The sequence below is a fragment of the Microbispora sitophila genome (genome assembly GCF_014892245.1).
In the GTDB taxonomy this organism is placed as follows: Bacteria; Actinomycetota; Actinomycetes; order Streptosporangiales; family Streptosporangiaceae; genus Microbispora; species Microbispora siamensis.
This window is the reverse complement of record NZ_JADBGC010000003.1, coordinates 166,113-184,042: the sequence shown is the minus strand read 5'-3', so window position 1 is coordinate 184,042 and position 17,930 is coordinate 166,113. Positions and strand designations below refer to the sequence as shown.

The 17,930-nt window shown below is 70.1% G+C and carries 16 protein-coding genes; 5 read left to right on the top strand and 11 right to left on the bottom strand.

Features of this window, described 5'->3' with window-relative positions; translation table 11 throughout:
* Window positions 1–535 precede the first annotated feature (535 nt).
* Together IL992_RS06775 and IL992_RS06770 are read left to right on the top strand one after the other, a co-directional pair.
* Window positions 536–880 (top strand): trypco2 family protein, encoded by a 345-nt coding sequence (locus IL992_RS06775; protein ID WP_193202450.1) that lies wholly within the window; start codon window positions 536–538, stop codon window positions 878–880.
* A 15-nt stretch (window positions 881–895) separates the two neighbouring features.
* A complete protein-coding gene (locus tag IL992_RS06770; RefSeq protein WP_193202449.1) occupies window positions 896–4,162 on the top strand; it encodes a tetratricopeptide repeat protein in 3,267 nt (1,088 codons plus the stop codon).
* A 178-nt stretch (window positions 4,163–4,340) separates the two neighbouring features.
* On the opposite strand, the gene IL992_RS06765 is transcribed toward IL992_RS06770, so the two are convergent.
* Window positions 4,341–5,504 carry an acyl-CoA dehydrogenase family protein gene (locus IL992_RS06765; RefSeq protein ID WP_193202448.1) on the bottom strand — a complete coding sequence of 388 codons (1,164 nt, stop codon included), beginning with the start codon at window positions 5,502–5,504 and terminating at the stop codon, window positions 4,341–4,343.
* A gap of 226 nt (window positions 5,505–5,730) precedes the next feature.
* On the opposite strand from IL992_RS06765, the gene IL992_RS06760 reads away from it, so the two are divergent.
* Window positions 5,731–7,044, top strand: coding sequence for a UDP-glucose dehydrogenase family protein (locus tag IL992_RS06760; protein WP_193202447.1), 1,314 nt, complete (start codon window positions 5,731–5,733; stop codon window positions 7,042–7,044).
* Between the two features lie 57 nt (window positions 7,045–7,101).
* On the opposite strand, the gene IL992_RS06755 is transcribed toward IL992_RS06760, so the two are convergent.
* Window positions 7,102–7,701 carry a TetR/AcrR family transcriptional regulator gene (locus IL992_RS06755; protein WP_193202446.1) on the bottom strand — a complete coding sequence of 200 codons (600 nt, stop codon included), beginning with the start codon at window positions 7,699–7,701 and terminating at the stop codon, window positions 7,102–7,104.
* Between the two features lie 96 nt (window positions 7,702–7,797).
* Here IL992_RS06755 and IL992_RS06750 point away from each other — a divergent pair, with 96 nt between their 5' ends.
* Complete coding sequence (locus IL992_RS06750) at window positions 7,798–9,225, top strand: MDR family MFS transporter (protein WP_319018387.1); 1,428 nt, start codon at window positions 7,798–7,800, stop codon at window positions 9,223–9,225.
* Window positions 9,226–9,254: 29 nt separating this feature from the next.
* Here IL992_RS06750 and purE read toward each other — a convergent pair whose 3' ends face one another.
* The 3 genes from purE to IL992_RS06735 are packed head-to-tail and all read right to left on the bottom strand — an operon-like array spanning window position 9,255 to window position 11,940.
* Window positions 9,255–9,758, bottom strand: a complete 504-nt coding sequence (purE, locus tag IL992_RS06745; RefSeq protein ID WP_142561615.1) for a 5-(carboxyamino)imidazole ribonucleotide mutase — start codon at window positions 9,756–9,758, stop codon at window positions 9,255–9,257.
* Window positions 9,751–10,917, bottom strand: a complete 1,167-nt coding sequence (locus IL992_RS06740) for a 5-(carboxyamino)imidazole ribonucleotide synthase (protein ID WP_193202445.1) — start codon at window positions 10,915–10,917, stop codon at window positions 9,751–9,753. Before IL992_RS06740 ends, purE begins: the two co-directional genes overlap by 8 nt.
* A 36-nt stretch (window positions 10,918–10,953) precedes the next feature.
* The gene (locus IL992_RS06735; RefSeq protein ID WP_193202444.1) at window positions 10,954–11,940 is read right to left on the bottom strand and encodes a hypothetical protein; all 987 of its coding nucleotides are present in this window, start codon (window positions 11,938–11,940) and stop codon (window positions 10,954–10,956) included.
* Window positions 11,941–12,183: 243 nt separating this feature from the next.
* Here IL992_RS06735 and IL992_RS06730 point away from each other — a divergent pair, with 243 nt between their 5' ends.
* Window positions 12,184–12,726, top strand: a complete 543-nt coding sequence (locus IL992_RS06730) for a GtrA family protein (RefSeq protein WP_193202443.1) — start codon at window positions 12,184–12,186, stop codon at window positions 12,724–12,726.
* Between the two features lie 21 nt (window positions 12,727–12,747).
* Here IL992_RS06730 and IL992_RS06725 read toward each other — a convergent pair whose 3' ends face one another.
* From IL992_RS06725 to IL992_RS06700, 6 genes are all read right to left on the bottom strand, one after another.
* On the bottom strand, window positions 12,748–14,016 hold the full coding sequence (locus IL992_RS06725; protein ID WP_193202442.1) for an ATP-binding protein: 1,269 nt from the start codon (window positions 14,014–14,016) through the stop codon (window positions 12,748–12,750).
* A gap of 35 nt (window positions 14,017–14,051) precedes the next feature.
* Window positions 14,052–14,720, bottom strand: coding sequence for a response regulator transcription factor (locus IL992_RS06720; protein ID WP_030451323.1), 669 nt, complete (start codon window positions 14,718–14,720; stop codon window positions 14,052–14,054).
* A 286-nt stretch (window positions 14,721–15,006) separates the two neighbouring features.
* On the bottom strand, window positions 15,007–15,489 hold the full coding sequence (gene bfr / locus IL992_RS06715) for a bacterioferritin (protein WP_030509436.1): 483 nt from the start codon (window positions 15,487–15,489) through the stop codon (window positions 15,007–15,009).
* Window positions 15,490–15,502: 13 nt separating this feature from the next.
* Window positions 15,503–15,682, bottom strand: coding sequence for a (2Fe-2S)-binding protein (locus IL992_RS06710; RefSeq protein ID WP_193202441.1), 180 nt, complete (start codon window positions 15,680–15,682; stop codon window positions 15,503–15,505).
* A 134-nt stretch (window positions 15,683–15,816) separates the two neighbouring features.
* A complete protein-coding gene (locus IL992_RS06705; RefSeq protein ID WP_193202440.1) occupies window positions 15,817–16,902 on the bottom strand; it encodes an S-(hydroxymethyl)mycothiol dehydrogenase in 1,086 nt (361 codons plus the stop codon).
* Between the two features lie 10 nt (window positions 16,903–16,912).
* Window positions 16,913–17,914, bottom strand: coding sequence for an adenylate/guanylate cyclase domain-containing protein (locus IL992_RS06700; protein WP_319018386.1), 1,002 nt, complete (start codon window positions 17,912–17,914; stop codon window positions 16,913–16,915).
* Between the last annotated feature and the right edge of the window lie 16 nt (window positions 17,915–17,930).

Genomic DNA, 17,930 nt, shown 5'->3' with positions numbered 1-17,930 from the left:
GCTGTCCCAGATGATCACCGGTCACGTGGTGCCCCTGTTCACTGCCGGAGGACGGCGTCAAAGACCAGACCACAGCTCTCGGCGCTCCAGCCGATCCCGAGCGCTGGGTCCAAGGACGGCTTGCCAGCCGTTGCCGACGAGCCGCTCTCGCTGCCCGGTGCCACAGTCCCAGACCGCAGGGCCGCAGGTTCGAACACAAGAAGCGGCAGGGAAGGTGACCTTCCGCTTTTCAGGTGGTGCTGCTCGGATGTCGATGCGCGCTCATGGTGGCCGACGTTGTCGTCAGCGTTGTCGTCACATCAGCGGTGGCGCTCAAGAATCTCCATGGCTTGCAGTACGTCGGCAACTTGCATCCCTTTTATCCTATAAATCGCTTTTTCTCATATTCGCCATGGAATTCCGAGACCTCTCCTTTCACCGTCACGGCGAGGCAGCTTCCATCCGTCTCATCAACACACGGGATCGCTTACTTGAGTCCCTATTTCGGGGTGATTGCGGTAGGTAGGGTGGCGGTCAGATCGGCGGAAGGGGCGAAATGGCGGGCGAGGAGTCGTGGGTCGGGCTGGCCGAGGCGGTCAAGGGCGTTCGCGCGGAGCTGGCCGAGGCGATGGCGGCCGGTGAGGGCGAGCGGCTGCGGTTCGATGTCGGCCCGGTGGAGCTGGAGTTCGTGGTGGAGCTTCGACGGGATGCCGAGGCCAAGGCGGGCGTGAAGGTCTGGGTGGTGGAGGCCGGCGCCTCCGGCACGCTCTCCCGCGGCACCACCCACACCCTGAAGGTCGTGTTGAACCCGGTGGACATGGCGACCGGGCACTTCCCCCGTGTGCATGACCATGTTGATGGCCCTCCTCCCCGTCCCGGCCTGCCGTCGTCCGGCCGCTAGTGGGCGGGAGGCCGGGTGGACACGGCACGGGTCGTCGATGTCTACGGGCACACCCCCGGCGGGGGATGGTCGTTCGGGTCGGGGTATCTGATCGCGCCGAACCTGGTGCTGACCGCCCGGCATGTCGTGGCCGACGACGCCGGCACCCCCTTCGACGGCCTAATCGTGCGGTTCGTCGCCGACGGCAGGCCGCTCGCCTGCCGACTGGCGTGGGCCGGGCCGGCAGGCCTGGACGCGGCCCTGCTGCTGATCACCGATGCCGGGGCTCCATCATGCGAGCCGGTGCGGTGGGGGCAGATGGCAGCCGCCACGCCCGAGGTTGCCTGCCAGGCGGTCGGGTTTCCCCTCGCGATGCAACAGCCCAGCGGGGTACGCGACACCGAGCATCTGACCGGGACGATCAACCCCGGGGCCGGCCTGCTGGGCGGGCGCCTGCACATCACCGCCACCTCCGCCGCACCCACACAGGGGACCTGGGTCGGCATGTCCGGGGCGGGCCTGTTCTGCGGGCCGCTGTTGACCGGCCTGATCGTGGAAGACCCCCCGCTGTTTGAGTCCCGTCGCCTGACCGCCGAGCCGGTGACCCGCCTGCTGGCCGATCCCGCCTTCCGCGACCTGGTCGGGCCGGACGCGGTGCTGGAGGCGGTCGGGCTGGCCAGGCACCGCCCTGCGGTGCCGGTGCCCTCGCCGGCGTACCTGCTGCGGGCGGATGTGGAGGCGGTCCGCTTCCGCTCCCGCACCGAGGAACTGGCTCGCCTGGCGGCCTGGTGTGCGGGGACCGGTACGGCGGTGCGGCTGCTGACAGGTCCTGGTGGGCAGGGCAAGACCCGGCTCGCCCGGGAACTGGGCCGGCGGCTGGAAGCCGATGGGCGGGGGTGGGTGGTCACATGGTGGCAGGACAGCACCAGCCCTGCCCCCCTAGGGGAGCTCACCCGGCCGATGTTGGTGGTGATCGACTACGCCGAAACCCGACCCGAGACGGTGCGGAACGTAGTCCTGGCCGCGTTGGCACGTGGCACGACCGCACCGGTGCGGGTGGTTCTGCTGGCCCGCAGCGCCGGAGACTGGTGGAGACGGCTCCGCGAGCAGGATGCCCAGGTGGAGATGGCCCTGCACGGGGCACTGGCCGAGGACCTGGCCCCTCTGGAAGACAGCCTGGCCGGGCGGCAGGCGGCATTCACCGATGCACTGGCCGATCTCGCCGCTGCCCTGGAGGGCATGGGCTGGCCACACGTCCCCGTCGCAACCGTCCGCCAGCCGGATTTGCGGGGGGCCCGGTTCGGCGGTGCGGGCGCGGCGCTGACCTTGCAGATGACCGCGCTGGCCGAACTGTTCGGAGACACCCCAGGACCAGACCGGCCGGTTGAAGAGATCGTCCTGGCACATGAGCGCCGGTACTGGAGGCGAACCGCCAAGGATCATCGTGTCGATCTCGCCGATGTGACCCTGGAACGTGCCGTGGCAGTGGCCGCGTTGTGCGGCGCCCATGAGGAAGATGACGGGTCTGCCGTGCTGGCGCAGGTGCCGGGCCTTGGTGACCAGAGCGAGGACATGCGGCTGCGCGTGGCGCGGTGGGTGCGGGACTTGTACCCCCCGCCCTCGACCGGCCCGCAGCAGGCGGTGCCTGCATCGGGCGGCTCGTACTGGGGATCGTTGCAGCCTGATCGGCTGGCCGAGCATCTCATCGCGCGTGTGGTCACCGAACGACCCGCTCTGCTGACTGACCTGCTGACCGCAACATCGGCTGATCAAGACCATCAGGCGCTGACCGTGCTGTCGCGGGCATCGGTGACTCATGCCGGCCTTGTCCCAGTCCTGGTGGATCTGCTGACCGGCTTGCCGGGCCTGGCACCTGCGGCGGTGCGCGTCGTCACCCAAAGCGAGCACCCCGCGGCGTTGCTGACCGCCTTGACGGCCTTGATCGGAGGCGATCATCTTTCAGTGGAGCAGCTGATGGTGATCGCCGACGCGGTCCCGCACCGGACCCAGGCACTCGCGCGCTTCGCGGCCGACCTCGAAGGGAAGATTACCGAGGCGTATGAGCGGATGGCCCGCCAGGATCCCGGCACCCATCTGCCCGACCTCGCCTCCTCCTTGAACAACCTGTCCAAGCGGCTGCGTGCGCTGGACCGCCGACAGGCGGCCCTGGCCGCCAGCCAACGCTCCGTCGACATCAGCGAACAGCTCGCCGCCGCCAACCCCGACGCCTATTTCCCCATCCTCGCCGGCTCGTTGACCAACCTGTCGGGCCAGCTGGGTGCGCTGGACCGGTGGGAGGAGGGCCTGGCGGCCGGCCAACGCGCCGTCGAGGCCTACGAGCAGCTCGCCGCCGCCAACCCCGACGCCTACCTCCCCAACCTCGCCCACTCGTTGACCAACCTCTCCACCCGCCTAAGTGAGCTGGGCCGCCGGGAGGAGGGCCTGGCCGCCAGCCAACGCGCCGTCGAGGCCTACGAGCGGCTCGCCGCCGCCAACCCCGACGCCTACCTCCCCAACCTCGCCTCCTCGTTGAACAACCTGTCCAACCGGCTGGGTGCGCTGGGCCGCCGGGAGGAGGGCCTGACCGCCATCCAACGCGCCGTCGACATCAGCGAACAGCTCGCCGCCGCCAATCCCGACGCCTACCTCCCCGACCTCGCCCACTCGTTGAACAACCTGTCCGTGTGGCTGGGTGAGCTGAGCCGCCGGGAGGAGGGCCTGGCCGCCATCCAACGCGCCGTCGAGACCTACGAACGGCTCGCCGCCGTCAACCCCGACGGCTACCTCCCCGTCCTCGCCATGGCGTTGACCAACCTGGCGCTCGATCTGGGTGCGCTGGGCCGGTGGGAGGAGGGCCTGGCCGCCATCCAACGCGCCGTCGAGGCCTACGAGCGGCTCGCCGCCGCCAACCCCGACGCCTACCTCCCCAACCTCGCCAACTCGTTGCACAACCTGTCCGTCCAACTGGGTGCGCTCGGCCGGCACGAGGAGGGCCTGGCCCCAATCCGCAAAGCCGTAAGGATCAGGCGCGCCCTTGCTGACGCCAACCCCGATGTTTACTTGCCGGACCTCGCCACGAGCTGCCTGGTGAACGGCCAAATACTGATCAGGCCCATCCCCTCCGCAGACGCCGTGACGCTGATCATGGAAGCACTCGCAATCGCTCTCGAACGAGATTTAGAAAATCTCGTACAGGTGGCGGCATCCCTGCTCAAAGACGCCTACCGAGACAACCCTTCACAAACCGCCGATGCATGGCGGAGTGCCACGTCTACCAGACCACCTGACTGGATGACGCAATGATCAAGCAGTTGGCCGAAGGTCATCTCCTCGCCGGGCAGGCGTAGCCATAGCAGTTTCGGACGCCTGCGTCTCCCAGGGAACAGGGACGGAACACTGATCGTTCACAGGGCTCGTCCGAATACAGCGAACCCCGCCTGCCCGGGCCAGTACGGGAGGCGGGGTTTTCGCCGCTCAGCGGCTACTTGAGGAGCTGGCGGGCCATGACCATGCGCTGGATCTGGTTGGTGCCCTCGTAGATCTGGGTGATCTTGGCGTCGCGCATCATGCGCTCGACCGGGAACTCGCGCGTGTAGCCGTACCCGCCCAGCAACTGGACCGCGTCGACGGTGATCTCCATGGCGGCGTCCGAGGCGGCGCACTTGGCGGCGCTGGAGAAGAACGTGAGGTCCTTGACCGGGGTGCCGTGCATCGCCAGCTCCGACTTGGCGGCGGCGGCGTAGGTGAGCTGGCGGGCGGCCTCCAGCTTCATCGCCATGTCGGCGAGCATGAACTGCAGGCCCTGGAAGTCGGCGATCGGCTTGCCGAACTGCTTGCGCTCCTTGACGTATCCGAGCGCGTAGTCGAGCGCGCCCTGGGCGATGCCGAGCGCCTGTGCGGCGATCGTGATGCGGGTGTGGTCGAGCGTGGCCAGGGCGGTCTTGAACCCGGTGCCCGGCTCGCCGATCATCCGCGAGGCCGGGATGCGGACGTTCTCCAGGATGACCTGGCGGGTCGGGGAGCCCTTGATGCCGAGCTTCTTCTCCTTGGGCCCGAACGAGACGCCCTCGTCGTCCTTCTCCACCACGAACGCCGAGATGCCCCGGGCGCCTGCCGACGGGTCGGTCACGGCCATGACTGTGTAGTACTCCGACACGCCCGCGTTGGTGATCCACATCTTGGTGCCGTTGAGCACGTAGTGGTCGCCGTCGCGCTCGGCCCTGGTCTTCATCGAGGCGGCGTCGGAGCCGGCCTCCGGCTCGCTCAGGGCGTAGGAGAACATGGCCTCCCCGCGCGCGACCGGCGTCAGGTAGCGCTGCTTGAGCTCCTCGGACGCCGACAGCAGCAGCGGCACGGTGCCCAGCTTGTTGACGGCGGGGATCAGCGAGGACGAGGCGCACGCGCGGGCGACCTCCTCGATGACGATCACGGTCGCGAGCGCGTCGGCGCCCGCCCCGCCGTACGCCTCGGGGATGTGGACGGCGTGCAGGTCGGCCGCGACGAGGTCCTTGTAGACCTCCCAGGGGAACTCCTCGTTCTCGTCGGCCGCCGCGGCACGCGGGGCGATCTTCTCGTCGGCGAGGGCCCGGACCGTCTCGCGGAGCATCTCGTGCTCCTCAGCGGGGGCGTAGAGAGGGAAGCTCATAGCGCCGATACTAGGACGTCCGACTAGAAAGTTACCAGTCAGTACGGCCTCCTCCTTGACAGAACGCCCTGACAGGGGCGAGGAAGTGCTGACCTGGCGTCGACCGGGCACGTCCGGAGCCGTACCGTGGGGGCCAAGGCCCTGGTTTGCCCAGGTGGCTCACAGGGCAGTTGACTGGGCCGGTACCATGCCAGATCACAAAGAGTCGGTAAGAGGGGAGCATGCCGTGCCGTACCGCCTCACTGTGCTGGGGACCGGATACCTGGGTGCTACGCACGCGGCGTGCATGGCCGAACTGGGCTTCGAAGTGCTCGGTCTGGACGTGGACCAGAGCAAGATCGAACGGCTGCAGCGCGGAGAACTGCCGATTCACGAGCCCGGTCTGCAGGAACTCCTCCGCCGCAACCTCGACTCGGGCAGGCTGCGCTTCACCACCTCCTACGAGGAGGTGGCGAAGTTCGGCGACGTCCACTTCATCTGCGTCGGCACACCCCAGAAGAAGGGCGAGTACGCCGCCGACGTCTCCTATCTCGACGCGGTCGTCGAGTCGCTGGCTCCCCACCTCGACCGCGAGTGCCTGGTCGTGGGCAAGTCCACGGTGCCGGTCGGCACCGCCGAGCGCCTCGCGGACAAGCTCGTACGGCTCTCGCCCGCCGGGATGCAGGTCGAGCTGGCCTGGAACCCCGAGTTCCTGCGTGAGGGCTTCGCCGTGCAGGACACGCTCCGCCCCGACCGCATCGTGCTCGGGGTCGCCTCCGAGCGGGCCGAGAAGGTGCTGCGGGACGTCTACGCGCCCCTGGGCGAGGTCCCCATCGTGGTGACCGACTTCCCCACAGCCGAGCTGGTGAAGTCGGCCGCGAACGCGTTCCTGGCCACGAAGATCTCGTTCATCAACGCCATGGCCGAGGTCTGCGAGGCCGCCGGCGGCGACGTCACCCAGCTGTCGCAGGCCCTGTCGTACGACGAGCGGATCGGGGGCAGATACCTCAACCCCGGCCTCGGCTTCGGCGGCGGCTGCCTGCCGAAGGACATCAGGGCGTTCACGGCCAGGGCCGACGAGCTCGGCGCCCCCCAGGCGCTCGCCTTCCTCCGCGAGGTCGACGAGATCAACATGCGCCGCCGCACCCGGACGGTCGACCTCGCCCGCGACATCCTGGGCGGGGCGTTCGACGGCCGCAGGGTGGCGGTGCTGGGAGCGGCGTTCAAACCCAACTCCGACGACATCCGCGACTCGCCGGCGCTCGACGTCGCTGTGAAGATCGCCGAGCAGGGCGGGCAGGTCACGGTCTACGACCCGGTCGCCCTGTCCAACGCGCGGGCGGCCCACCCCCACCTCGGATACGCCGGGTCGGCCCTGGAGGCCGCCCAGGGGGCCGAGGTCGTGCTGCTGCTCACCGAGTGGCAGGAGTTCGTCGCCCTCGACCCCGAGGAGCTGGGCACGGCCGTCGCCGCCCGCAGGATCGTCGACGGCCGCAACGCGCTCGACGCGGACACCTGGCGCGACGCCGGTTGGGACTACCGCGCCCTCGGCCGCCCCTGATCTCCCCGCCGATCCCGCCGATCCCGCCGGCCGTTCTCGCCCAGGTGCGGAGCGCCGTCACCCCGCGCTGAGGCGGACGAGGGGCAGGAAGACGTCGTCGACGATCTCGGCGATGGCATCCTCGGAGACCGGCCGTCCGGTCATCAGGAGTTCGTGACGGATCAGGTCGACCGGGAGGTCCGCCAGCCGCGCAGTGATGCGCCGAGGGTCGATCTCTCCGCGCGCGGCGGCGCGGTCGAGGACCTGCTCCATCAGTCGGGGTCCCCCGCGTTCCGCCAGGAGCCGCTCCCTCAGGTCGGCCATCGTGGAGTCGGTCTCCGCGAAATACTCGCTCATCTGCATGCTCATCACCACCGCCAACTCGCTGCGCCGCTCCGACAACCACCGCAGCAGGGTCATGAGGTCGTCGCGGAGAGATCCGGTGTCGGGCACCACGAACTGGTTCTTCCGGCCGTAGTGAGTGATCGCGGCTATCGCCAGGTCTGCCCGGCTCGTCCAACGGCGATGGACGACCGGCCGGCTGGTCTGGGCCCGTGCGGCCACCCCCTCGAACGTGAAGCCGCCGTAGCCGACGCTGACCAGTTCGTCCCAGGCGGCGTCCAGCAACGCCTCCTCCAGCTCGGCCCCGCGCCGCCGGCTTGCGGTCTTCTCTGGCACGACTCCCCCTCAAGATACACAAGTGCATCTTATTGACGACGCGACGTCCGGGAGATTAGATACGCGAGTGTATCTAATCTCTCTCCGGAGGTCACCGTGAGCACCGTGCGGCCATCCGCCGCCCCGGAACGACTCGATCCGGGATTCGTCCGGCTTTCGCTCGTCATGCTGACCGGCGCCCTCGCCGTCGTCTTCGACACGACGATCGTCAACATCGCACTGGAGACCTTGGGACGGCAACTGCGCGTGCCGGTCTCGACCGTCCAGTGGATCACCACGGGCTACCTGCTCGCTCTCGGCATGGCGGTGCCGACGACGAACTGGCTGACCGGCCGTTTCGGCGGCAAGAACGTCTGGCTGGCCGCGCTGGCGCTCTTCCTGGCCGGATCCGTGGGTGCGAGCCTCGCCCCGGACGCGCCGGCGCTGATCGTCTGCCGGGTGGTGCAGGGCGCGGGCGGCGGTCTCATGCTGCCCGTCATGCAGACGCTCCTGGTCCAGGCCGCGAACGGGCGTTCACTCGGCCGCGCCACGGCGGTCATCGCACTGCCCGCCCTGTTGGGCCCGGTGCTCGGCCCGGTCGTCGGCGGCCTGATCGTCCAGCACCTCAGCTGGCGCTGGATCTTCTGGGTCAACGTGCCGTTCTGCCTGGCCGGGCTCGCGCTGGCCTGGCGCTTCATGCCCCCTGGGGAACGCGACCGCGACGCCGCGCTCGACTGGACCGGTCTGGCCCTGCTGTGCCCCGGCATCGCCGCGATCGTCTTCGGGCTCTCCCGGGTCGGCGCGGACGGCGGCTTCGGCCACGCCGAGGTGCTCCTGCCGCTCGTCGCGGGCGCCACGCTCGTCGCCTGCTTCGCCGTACGAGCGCTCAGGACGGACGGCACACCGCTCGTCGACGTGCGACTGCTGCGGAACTCCTCGTTCGGTGCGGCGAGCGCGCTGATGTTCCTGTCGGGCTTCGTCCTGTACGGCGCGATGCTGCTGATCCCGCTCTACTTCCAGCAGGTGGGCGGCCGGGACGCGCTCACGGCCGGCCTCCTGCTCGCCCCGCAGGGCATCGGCGTGCTGCTGAGCAGGGGACCGGCCGGCACGCTCACCGACCGCCTGGGCGCGCGCCCGGTCACCGCGGTTGGCCTGGCGGTCACGGCGCTGGGGACGCTGCCGTTCGCCTGGGCCGGACCGGGCACCGAGACGTGGTGGCTCATCGCCGCGCTGGTCGTGCGCGGCATCGGCCTCGGGGCCGTGACGATTCCCGTCATGACCAGCGCGTACGAGGGACTCGCTCGCGACCGGGTGCCGCATGCCAGCGTGATCACGAGGACCCTCCAGCAGCTCGGCGGCTCGTTCGGCACCGCCGTGCCGGCCGTGGTCCTCGACAGCGAACTCGCCCGTCATCCCGGCGGGCCGTCGGACGCCGCGGCGGCCTTCGGCCACACGTTCTGGTGGTCCATCGGCTTCACCGTGCTCGCGCTTGCCGTGGCGGCGTGGCTGCCCTCACGGCTCGCCCGCCGCGCGACGGGTCGCTGACCGCGCCGGGCCTACTTTCCGGGCTGGGCCTACTGACCGAGCTGGGCCGCCTCGGCGCGCAGCCGCTCGCCCTTGGCGTGCGCCTGGTCCCGCAGCGTGACCTGGAACTCCTCCATCCGCCGCCGCAGCCCCTCGTCCGACGCCGCCAGGATCCGTACGGCGAGCAGCCCCGCGTTGCGGGCCCCGCCGACGGCCACGGTCGCCACGGGCACCCCGGCCGGCATCTGGACGATCGACAGCAGCGAGTCCATGCCGTCCAGATACTTGAGCGGCACCGGGACGCCGATCACGGGCAGCGGGGTGACCGAGGCCAGCATGCCCGGCAGGTGGGCGGCGCCGCCCGCACCCGCGATGATCACTTTGAGCCCGCGCCCAGCGGCGCGGGAGCCGTACTCGATCATCTCCGCGGGCATGCGGTGCGCCGACACCACGTCGGCCTCGAAGGACACGCCGAACTCCGCGACCGCCTCGGCGGCCTGCCGCATCACCGGCCAGTCCGAGTCGCTCCCCATGACGATCCCGACGTCAGGCATCCACAGGTCCTCTCAGACAGGTGACGGCGTGGTGAGCGCGGGCCCGCACCTCGTCGAGGTCGGTCCCGAGGGCGGTGACGTGCCCGATCTTGCGGCCGGGCCGGACGTCCTTGCCGTAGAAGTGGATCTTGATGCCCGGGTCGTTGGCCATCACGTGCTCATACCGGGAGTACACGTCCGGGTCGGGCCCGCCGAGCAGGTTGGCCATGACGACGACCGGCGCGGTCATCGACGGCGACCCGAGCGGCAGGTTCAGCACGGCCCGCAGGTGCTGCTCGAACTGCGAGGTGCGGGCGCCCTCGATCGTCCAGTGGCCGCTGTTGTGCGGGCGCATGGCCAGCTCGTTGACCACGAGCCCGGACTTCGTGACGAACATCTCGACCGCGAGGAGCCCGGTCACGCCGAGGTCGCGGGCGATCGTGAGCGCGACACGCTGGGCGTCCGCCGCCTCCTCCTCGCCCAGGCCGGGCGCGGGCGCGATGACCTCGACGCAGATGCCGTCCTGCTGCACGGTCTCGACCACGGGATAGCTGACGCCCTGGCCGTGCGGGGACCGGGCGACCAGCACGGCGACCTCCCGCTCGAACGGGACGAACGCCTCGGCCAGCAGGGCCACACCGGTGCCGAGCACCTCGCGCGCCTCGTCGGGGGTCTCGCAGACCCACACGCCCCGGCCGTCGTAGCCGCCGCGCACCGCCTTCAGCACGACCGGCCAGCCGTGTTCCTCGGCGAACGCCTCCACACCGGTCAGGTCCTCGACGCGGGCCCAGGCCGGGCAGGGCGCGCCGATCGCGGTGAGCCGCTCCCGCATGACCGCCTTGTCCTGCGCGTGGACCAGGGCGTCCGCCCCGGGGTGTACGGCGTGGCCGTCGGCGGCCAGGGCCCGGATGTGCTCGGTCGGCACGTGCTCGTGGTCGAAGGTGACGGCGTCGCATCCCTTCGCGAACTCCCGCAGATCGGCGAGGTCGCGGTAGTCGCCCAGCCGGGTGTCCACGATCACCTTGGCGGCGCTCTCGTCACGGGTGTTCGCGAGCACGCGCAGGTCGATGCCGAGCGCGATCGCGGCCTGCTGCGTCATCCTCGCCAGCTGGCCCGCGCCGACCATGCCCACCACGGGCGCGGTCACGGGTGCGGAAGGGGGAACGTTCGGGCTGTTCACGACACGTTAGCCTACCTATTACGCGGCAAAACCCCGTCAGCCGGATCCCTGCTCGGAGCCCTCGGAGATGTCGGCGAGGACCCGGCGCACGCCGATCGTCGTCATCGTGTTGTCCTTCGCCACCCTGGTGGCCAGCACCAAAATCTCGCCGCCGGTGACGGTCGTGGGCGCGCCGCCCGTGAAGGCGCGTACGTCGGCGGCCCGGTAGCGGGGGTGGGCGAGGGAGTGACGGCCCGAGCCCGGCTTCTGGGTGAAGACGACGCGCAGCGCGTGGAACACCAGCGACCCCCCGCCGGGCAGCGCGAGCGCGCGGGCCGGTCCCTCGATGCGCACGTCGGTGGACAGGCGATCGGGACGGACCCTGCCGGGGGCGCGGACCAGTTCCGTGAGAAGGCGGCGCATGGGGTCGCCGGAGGCGAAGCGCACCCCGCTGACCCCCTTCCCGTCCACTCCGGTGGGATCGGTCAGGAACGCGACGTGCCGGGTGGGCGCGAGCCGCGCCCCGACGGCCGCGGCCGGGTCGGCCGCGGCGTCGGTCACCTCGCCGTCCACGCCGCCCTCCACCTCGGGCGCCTTGCCGAGGAGCGGGATCGGCCCGGCGCCGAGCCGCCATCGGCCGTCCGCTCGTACGAAGACGAAGTAGGCCGGCTCGGGCTTGCGGGCCAGCACGGCGAACCAGGCGCCATCCTCACCGTCCTGCCGGTCGGGCAGCAGGAACTCCGGATCCCGGTAGACCCGGAAGGCGGGCGCGGCGAGGCCCTCGCGGGCGGCCGCGCAGAGGCGGCTCCCGACGGTGCTCTCCACACCGGTCGTGAGCTGTTTGATCGCGGCGCAGTCCTCGTCCTTCCAGGCGCCGGACAGGTCGCCGAGGCCGTCGAACGCCGCCCGGGCGTCGGCCGTGGTGATCCGGACCGTCGCCGGGGACGTGGCGCCCGGCTCGGCCGGGGTCTCGCGTACGCCCTCGGTCCCACACCCCGCGAGCAGGACGAGGCCGAGACCGAGGGCCGTGAGTCTGCGCAACACGAGAAAGGCCACCCCTCCAGAACGCGTGCGCCCCCGAACGGAAGTGATCCTGGTCGGGCGAGAGCGTAGTGCGAAGAGCGCCCGCTCATCCCACATAGCAGGATTTTTCTTGAAATGTTCTTTGATGACCTGGGAGGAAACGGGCGAAGGTTGCGGCAAGACCCCGATTTGTGCTTGCTACCGGTAGCCTGAGTAGACCTCGCCGCCGACCATGGCCGCCGATCAGGAAGGACCGTGCGGGACGTGCAGTTTCTACAGCGTGCCTACGAGCGGTTCGCCGCGCTCATCCACGAGTTGCTCAAGTTCGGCGCCGTGGGCGCGATCGCGTTCGTCATCGACTTCGGCGGTGCTTACCTTCTGGCGTTCGGCGTCGGCCTGGGTCCGATCAAGTCGAAGGTCCTGTCCACGATCGTCGCCGCGACGTTCGCGTACGTGGGGAACCGTTTCTGGACGTATCGGCACCGCAAGCAGAGCGGCCTGGCGCGGGAGTACGTCCTGTTCTTCCTGCTGAACGGCATCGGCCTGATCCCTCCGATGATCACCATCGGGTTCACGCACTACACGCTCGGCCTGCAGGACGGACTGAGCTACAACATCGCCCAGTTCGTCGGCGTCGGGCTGGGCACGCTGTTCCGCCTCTGGTCGTACAAGAAGTGGGTGTTCCTGGCGGCCCCGAGCCTGGCCGAGGAGCCTGCCGGGGAGACTGCCGAGGGGGCCGTCGAGAGGGCCGACGTGCGGCCCCACCCCGACGTGAAGGCACAGGCCGACCCCCTCACCACCCGCTGAACCCTCAGCTGAACCCGTCCGTCAGGCGGGGCCGCTCACCACGCGGTGACGGCCGCTGTCGCGGGTGTGGCGTAAGAAGATGGCGAAGGTCGCCGGGCGGCGCTTGACCAGCTCCAGCCGCCCGCCGTCGGCCGCGACCAGGGCACGGGCGAGGGTGAGCCCCAGGCCCGTGCCGCCTCCCCCGCTCACGCTCCGCTCGAACACCCGGTGGCCGAGGGCCTCCGGAATGCCCGGGCCCTCGTCGGCCACCTCGATCACCACAGACCTGCCCGTACTCGATGTGTTGATCGTCAGCACGCCGTCGCCGTGCTTGAGGGAGTTCTCCAGCAAGGTGGACAGCACCTGGCTGAGCCCACCGGTCGTGCCGAGGGCGCTGAGGCCCCGGTCGCCCGCGAGCACCAGCGACCGGTGGGCACGGCGGAACGCCGGCTCCCATTCGGTGATCTGCTGCCCCACCACGTCGTCCACGTCGATCGGCTCCGCCTGGGCGTGACGCTGGCGGCGGGCGGCGGCCAGCAGTTCGTCGATCACGGCGGTCAGCCGCTCGACCTGCACCACCGCGGCCTCACCCTCCTCGCGGACAACCTCGGGCTGGTCGGCCGCCGCGACGATCTCCTCCAGGCGCATGCTCAGCCCGGTGAGCGGCGTGCGCAGCTGGTGGGAGGCGTCGGTCGCGAACTCGCGTTCCCGCGCGAGCAGGTCGGAGATCCGCAGCGCGCTGCGGTCCAGCACCTCGGCCACGAGATCCAGCTCGGGGATCCCGTAGCGGTGCCTGCTCGGCCTCGCGTCGCCCGAGCCCAGCCGCTCCGCGATCCTGGTGAGATCTTGGAGCGGCAGGCTCAGGCGACGCGAGGTGACGGTGGCCAGCCCGATCGCGGCCCCGAGGGCCACGACCGCGAGCGCGATGATGAGCACCAGCCGCGCCTGGGTGTCCTGTTGGATCTGGGCCGCGTCGCGGCTGACGCGTACGTAACCGTTCTCGGAGCGCGCCTCCTCGGTCAGATCACGGCCCGCCGGTGGAGGCGAGCCCACGACGATCGGCGGTTTCCCGCGGACGAACACCTGGAGGTATCGGTCCGGGTAGTTCCGGGCGAGCTGGTCCGGACTGATCCCCTGCCCCTGGCTGAGGGAGTACTCCACTCCGAGCAGCAGTCGGCTCGCGTCCGTTCTGAGCTCCTGGGCGACCTCGTCGCTGATCAAGCGCACGACGACCACACCCAGGGGCACGCCTAACAGCAGTACCGCGATGACCGCGACGAGCAGCATGGAGGAAAGCAGGCGCCGGCGCACGTGCTAGCCCCTCCCCCTGAACCGCCCCACGGCGGCTACTCGCGCTCGAAACGGAAGCCGACCCCTCGGACGGTCGTGATGTAGCGCGGCTTGGCCGCGTCGTCGCCCAGCTTCCGGCGCAGCCACGAGATGTGCATGTCCAGTGTCTTCGTCGACCCCCACCAGTTCGTGTCCCACACCTCGCGCATGATCTGCTCGCGGGTGACGACCTTGCCCGCGTCCCGTACGAGCACGCGCAGCAAATCGAACTCCTTGGTGGTCAGGTGCAGTTCCTTGTCTCCCATCCAGGCCCGGCGGGAGTCGGCGTCGATGCGGACGCCTTGCACCACCGGGGTCTCCGATGTTCCGCGCCGGAGCAGGGCCCGCACGCGGGCGAGCAGTTCTGCCAGGCGGAACGGCTTGGTCACATAGTCGTCGGCTCCGGCGTCGAGACCGACGACGGTGTCGACTTCGTCGACGCGGGCGGTGAGGATCAGGACCGGAGTCCCGTGCCCCTCCGCGCGAATGCGGCGCGCGACCTCCAGCCCGTCCATCTCTGGAAGGCCGAGGTCGAGAACAATCAGGTCGACGCCCCCCGACAAGGCCCTCTCCAGGGCCTGCGGGCCATCGGGGCTCACCTCCACCTGATAGCCCTCCCGGCGCAGGGCGCGCGCCAGCGGCTCGGATATCGAGGTGTCATCCTCGGCGAGAAGTACGCAGGTCATGGTGCGATCGTAGGACCTTGTGCGATCGTTTCCCGGCTACAGCGCGCCTTTTGACTTGTCGTTGACCCATCAATTGACCTGGGCAAACACTGATAAATCCGGGATAGTCAGCACGCAACCGACGCGATCTTCTGCCCCATTCTCCGCCATTCCGAACTTCGTCGCTGGAAAGCGGATAATGGCATGAAAAACGCCCGCCGAAACGATGACGACGGGCGTTGTCCATCTGATTTCCCGCGCGTCCGGAAGCGACGGACGGGAGAGCGCCGGATCAGGAGAGCGCGGCTCAGGAGGACGACGGCGGCTCCGCGTACCGCTGGAGGTACAGTTGCTCGCCCAGGCTCTCCAGGAGGCCCAGCTCGGTCTCCAGGTAGTCGATGTGGTGCTCCTCGTCGGCCAGGATGCGCTCGAAGAGCGTGGCCGAGGTGATGTCCCCCCGCTCCCGCATGAGGGCGATCCCGGGCCGCAGCCGCTTGACCACGCCCAGCTCCAGCTCCAGGTCGGCCTGAAGCTGCTCCCTGACGGTCTGGCCGATGTGCAGGGTGTTCAGCTTCTGATAGTTCGGCAGACCCTCAAGGAACAGGATCCGGTCGGTGAGTTCCTCCGCGTGCCGCATCTCGTCGATCGACTCCGCCCGCGTGATCGCGGCGAGCTTCGTATATCCCCAGTTCTCCTGCAGCTTGGCGTGCAGGAAGTACTGGTTGATGGCGGTCAGCTCGGAGGTGAGCTGCTCGTTGAGCAGCGCGATGATCTCTTTGTCGCCCTGCATAAGCTTCCTCGATCTATGCGCTGGTGACCAGGTCCTCTGACCGTTTCAGGATCGCACAGATCTTCCGGACACAAGACGCGCAGTCCCCCCCTGCACCGGTGGCGTCCCGCACCTGGCGAGCCGTCCTCGCCCCCTCGACGATGCAGTCGTGCACCTCGCTCTCGGTGACGGCGCGGCAGATGCAGACGTACATGGGTCGCCTCTCAGGGATCATCAGGAAGGTTAGGCATACCTAAGGTAACTCACTTTGGTAAGGCTTGCCTACGTGATCCAGGGCACAGAAAAGGGCGGCACTCCGCAATGGAAGCGCCGCCCCTCCCGGGAGCGTCAGAGCACCACGACCGACCGCAGCACCTCCCCGCGGTGCATCTTGCCGAACGCCTCCTCGACCTGGTCGAGGCCGATGGTCTCCGAGACGAACCCGTCGAGATCGAGCCGTCCCTGCAGGTAGAGGTCGATCAGCATGGGGAAGTCACGGCTGGGCAGGCAGTCGCCGTACCAGGAGGACTTGAGCGCGCCGCCGCGGCCGAAGACGTCGAGCAGCGGCAGTTCGAGCTGCATCTCCGGCGTCGGCACGCCGACGAGCACGACGGTCCCGGCCAGGTCGCGGGCGTAGAACGCCTGCTTGTACGTCTCGGGACGGCCCACCGCCTCGATCACGACGTCGGCGCCGAACCCGCCGGTCAGCTCGCGGATCGCCTCCACCGCGTCGGTCTCGCGGGAGTTGACGGTGTGCGTGGCACCGAAGCCGCGGGCCCAGTCGAGCTTGCGGTCGTCCACGTCCACCGCGATGATCGTCCGGGCTCCGGCGAGGTGCGCGCCCGCGATGGCCGCGTCGCCCACGCCGCCGCAGCCGATCACCGCGACCGTGTCGCCCCTGGTCACGCCGCCGGTGTTGATCGCGGCCCCGAGGCCGGCCATCACGCCGCAGCCGAGCAGCCCGGCGACGGCCGGCTGGGCCGCCGGGTTGACCTTCGTGCACTGCCCGGCCGCCACCAGGGTCTTCTCCAGGAAGGCCCCGATGCCGAGCGCCGGGCTGAGCACGGTGCCGTCGGCCAGGGTCATCTTCTGAGTCGCGTTGTGGGTGTTGAAGCAGTACCACGGGCGGCCCCGCAGGCACGCGCGGCACTGCCCGCACACCGCCCGCCAGTTGAGGATCACGTAGTCGCCGGGCTCGACCTCGGTCACGCCCTCGCCGACCGCCTCGACGACGCCCGCGGCCTCGTGTCCCAGCAGGAACGGGAACTCGTCGTTGATGCCGCCCTCGCGATAGTGGAGGTCGGTGTGGCAGACCCCGCAGGCCTGCACGTTCACGACCGCCTCGCCCGGCCCGGGGTCCGGCACGACGACGGTCTCCAGCGTCACCGCCTCTCCCTTGCCGCGCGCCACCACGCCCTGGACTTCGTACGGCATGTCCTGCACCTCAACTTTCTCGGCTGGATCTCCTCAGAACATACGGCTCCACCACGCCGAGCCCGCGCGCGGGACGGCGGCGGAGTTTGACCAGGTCGACGCCGGACGCTCCGGCGAGGCCCGCGGCCAGTTCGCTGTCGGCCAGGATCGTGCCGGGCCTGGCGATCGCCGTCAGCCGGGCCGCCAGGTTGACGGTCGTGCCGAAGACGTCGCCCATCGCCGGGAGCACCGGGCCGTACGCCAGCCCGACCCGCACGTCGGGTCCTTCGGCGTCCCGCTTGAGCTCGTCGAGCAGGTCGAGCGCGATGAGGGCCGCGGTCCTCGGGCCGGCCGCGGTGAAGAGCACCTCGTCGCCGAGCGTCTTGACCAGCCGCCCGTCGTGCGCGGCGATCACGTCGGAGGCCCGCGACTCGAACCCCTCGACCAGGTCGGCCAGCGCCAGCTCGTCCAGCTCCCGGGACACCCGGGTGAAGGCGACGAGGTCGGCGAACCCGACCGCGAGCCTCGGCCGGGTCGGCGAGACGTCCTCGCCGGGCTCGGCGAGGGAGACCAGCCGGCTCGCGGTCGCGGCGAGCTGGGAGCGCCAGACGTGCACCAGCGTCTGCTCGAAGTCCGGCAGCAGGCGGCTGACCGTGTCCATCACCTGCCGCAGCGCGTCCTCCCCCGCCCGCGCGCCGGGCTCGATCAGCGCGTCGACCATGATCTCGGCCTGCCACTGGGCGAGCCGCGCGGTCGTACGGCCGAGGGCCCTGGCCATGCGGATGACGGTCCGCTCGTCGAGCATCTCCGCGTCGAGCAGGTCGCGGATGCGGTGCAGGGCCTCCAGGTCGGCCTCGGTGAACGCCACGGCGTCGTCGGCGAACGTGGCGAAACCGAGGGCCCGCCAGATCCGCGCCGCCAGGTCCTGCGGGATGCCGGCCGCCTCGGCGACCTGCCTCCGGGTGTAGGCCGGCGCCGGTCCCAGGAACAGCCGCCGCATGTCGTCGGCACCGGGCCGCCCGCTTGTGTCCACGTCCCCCTCCCCCGCG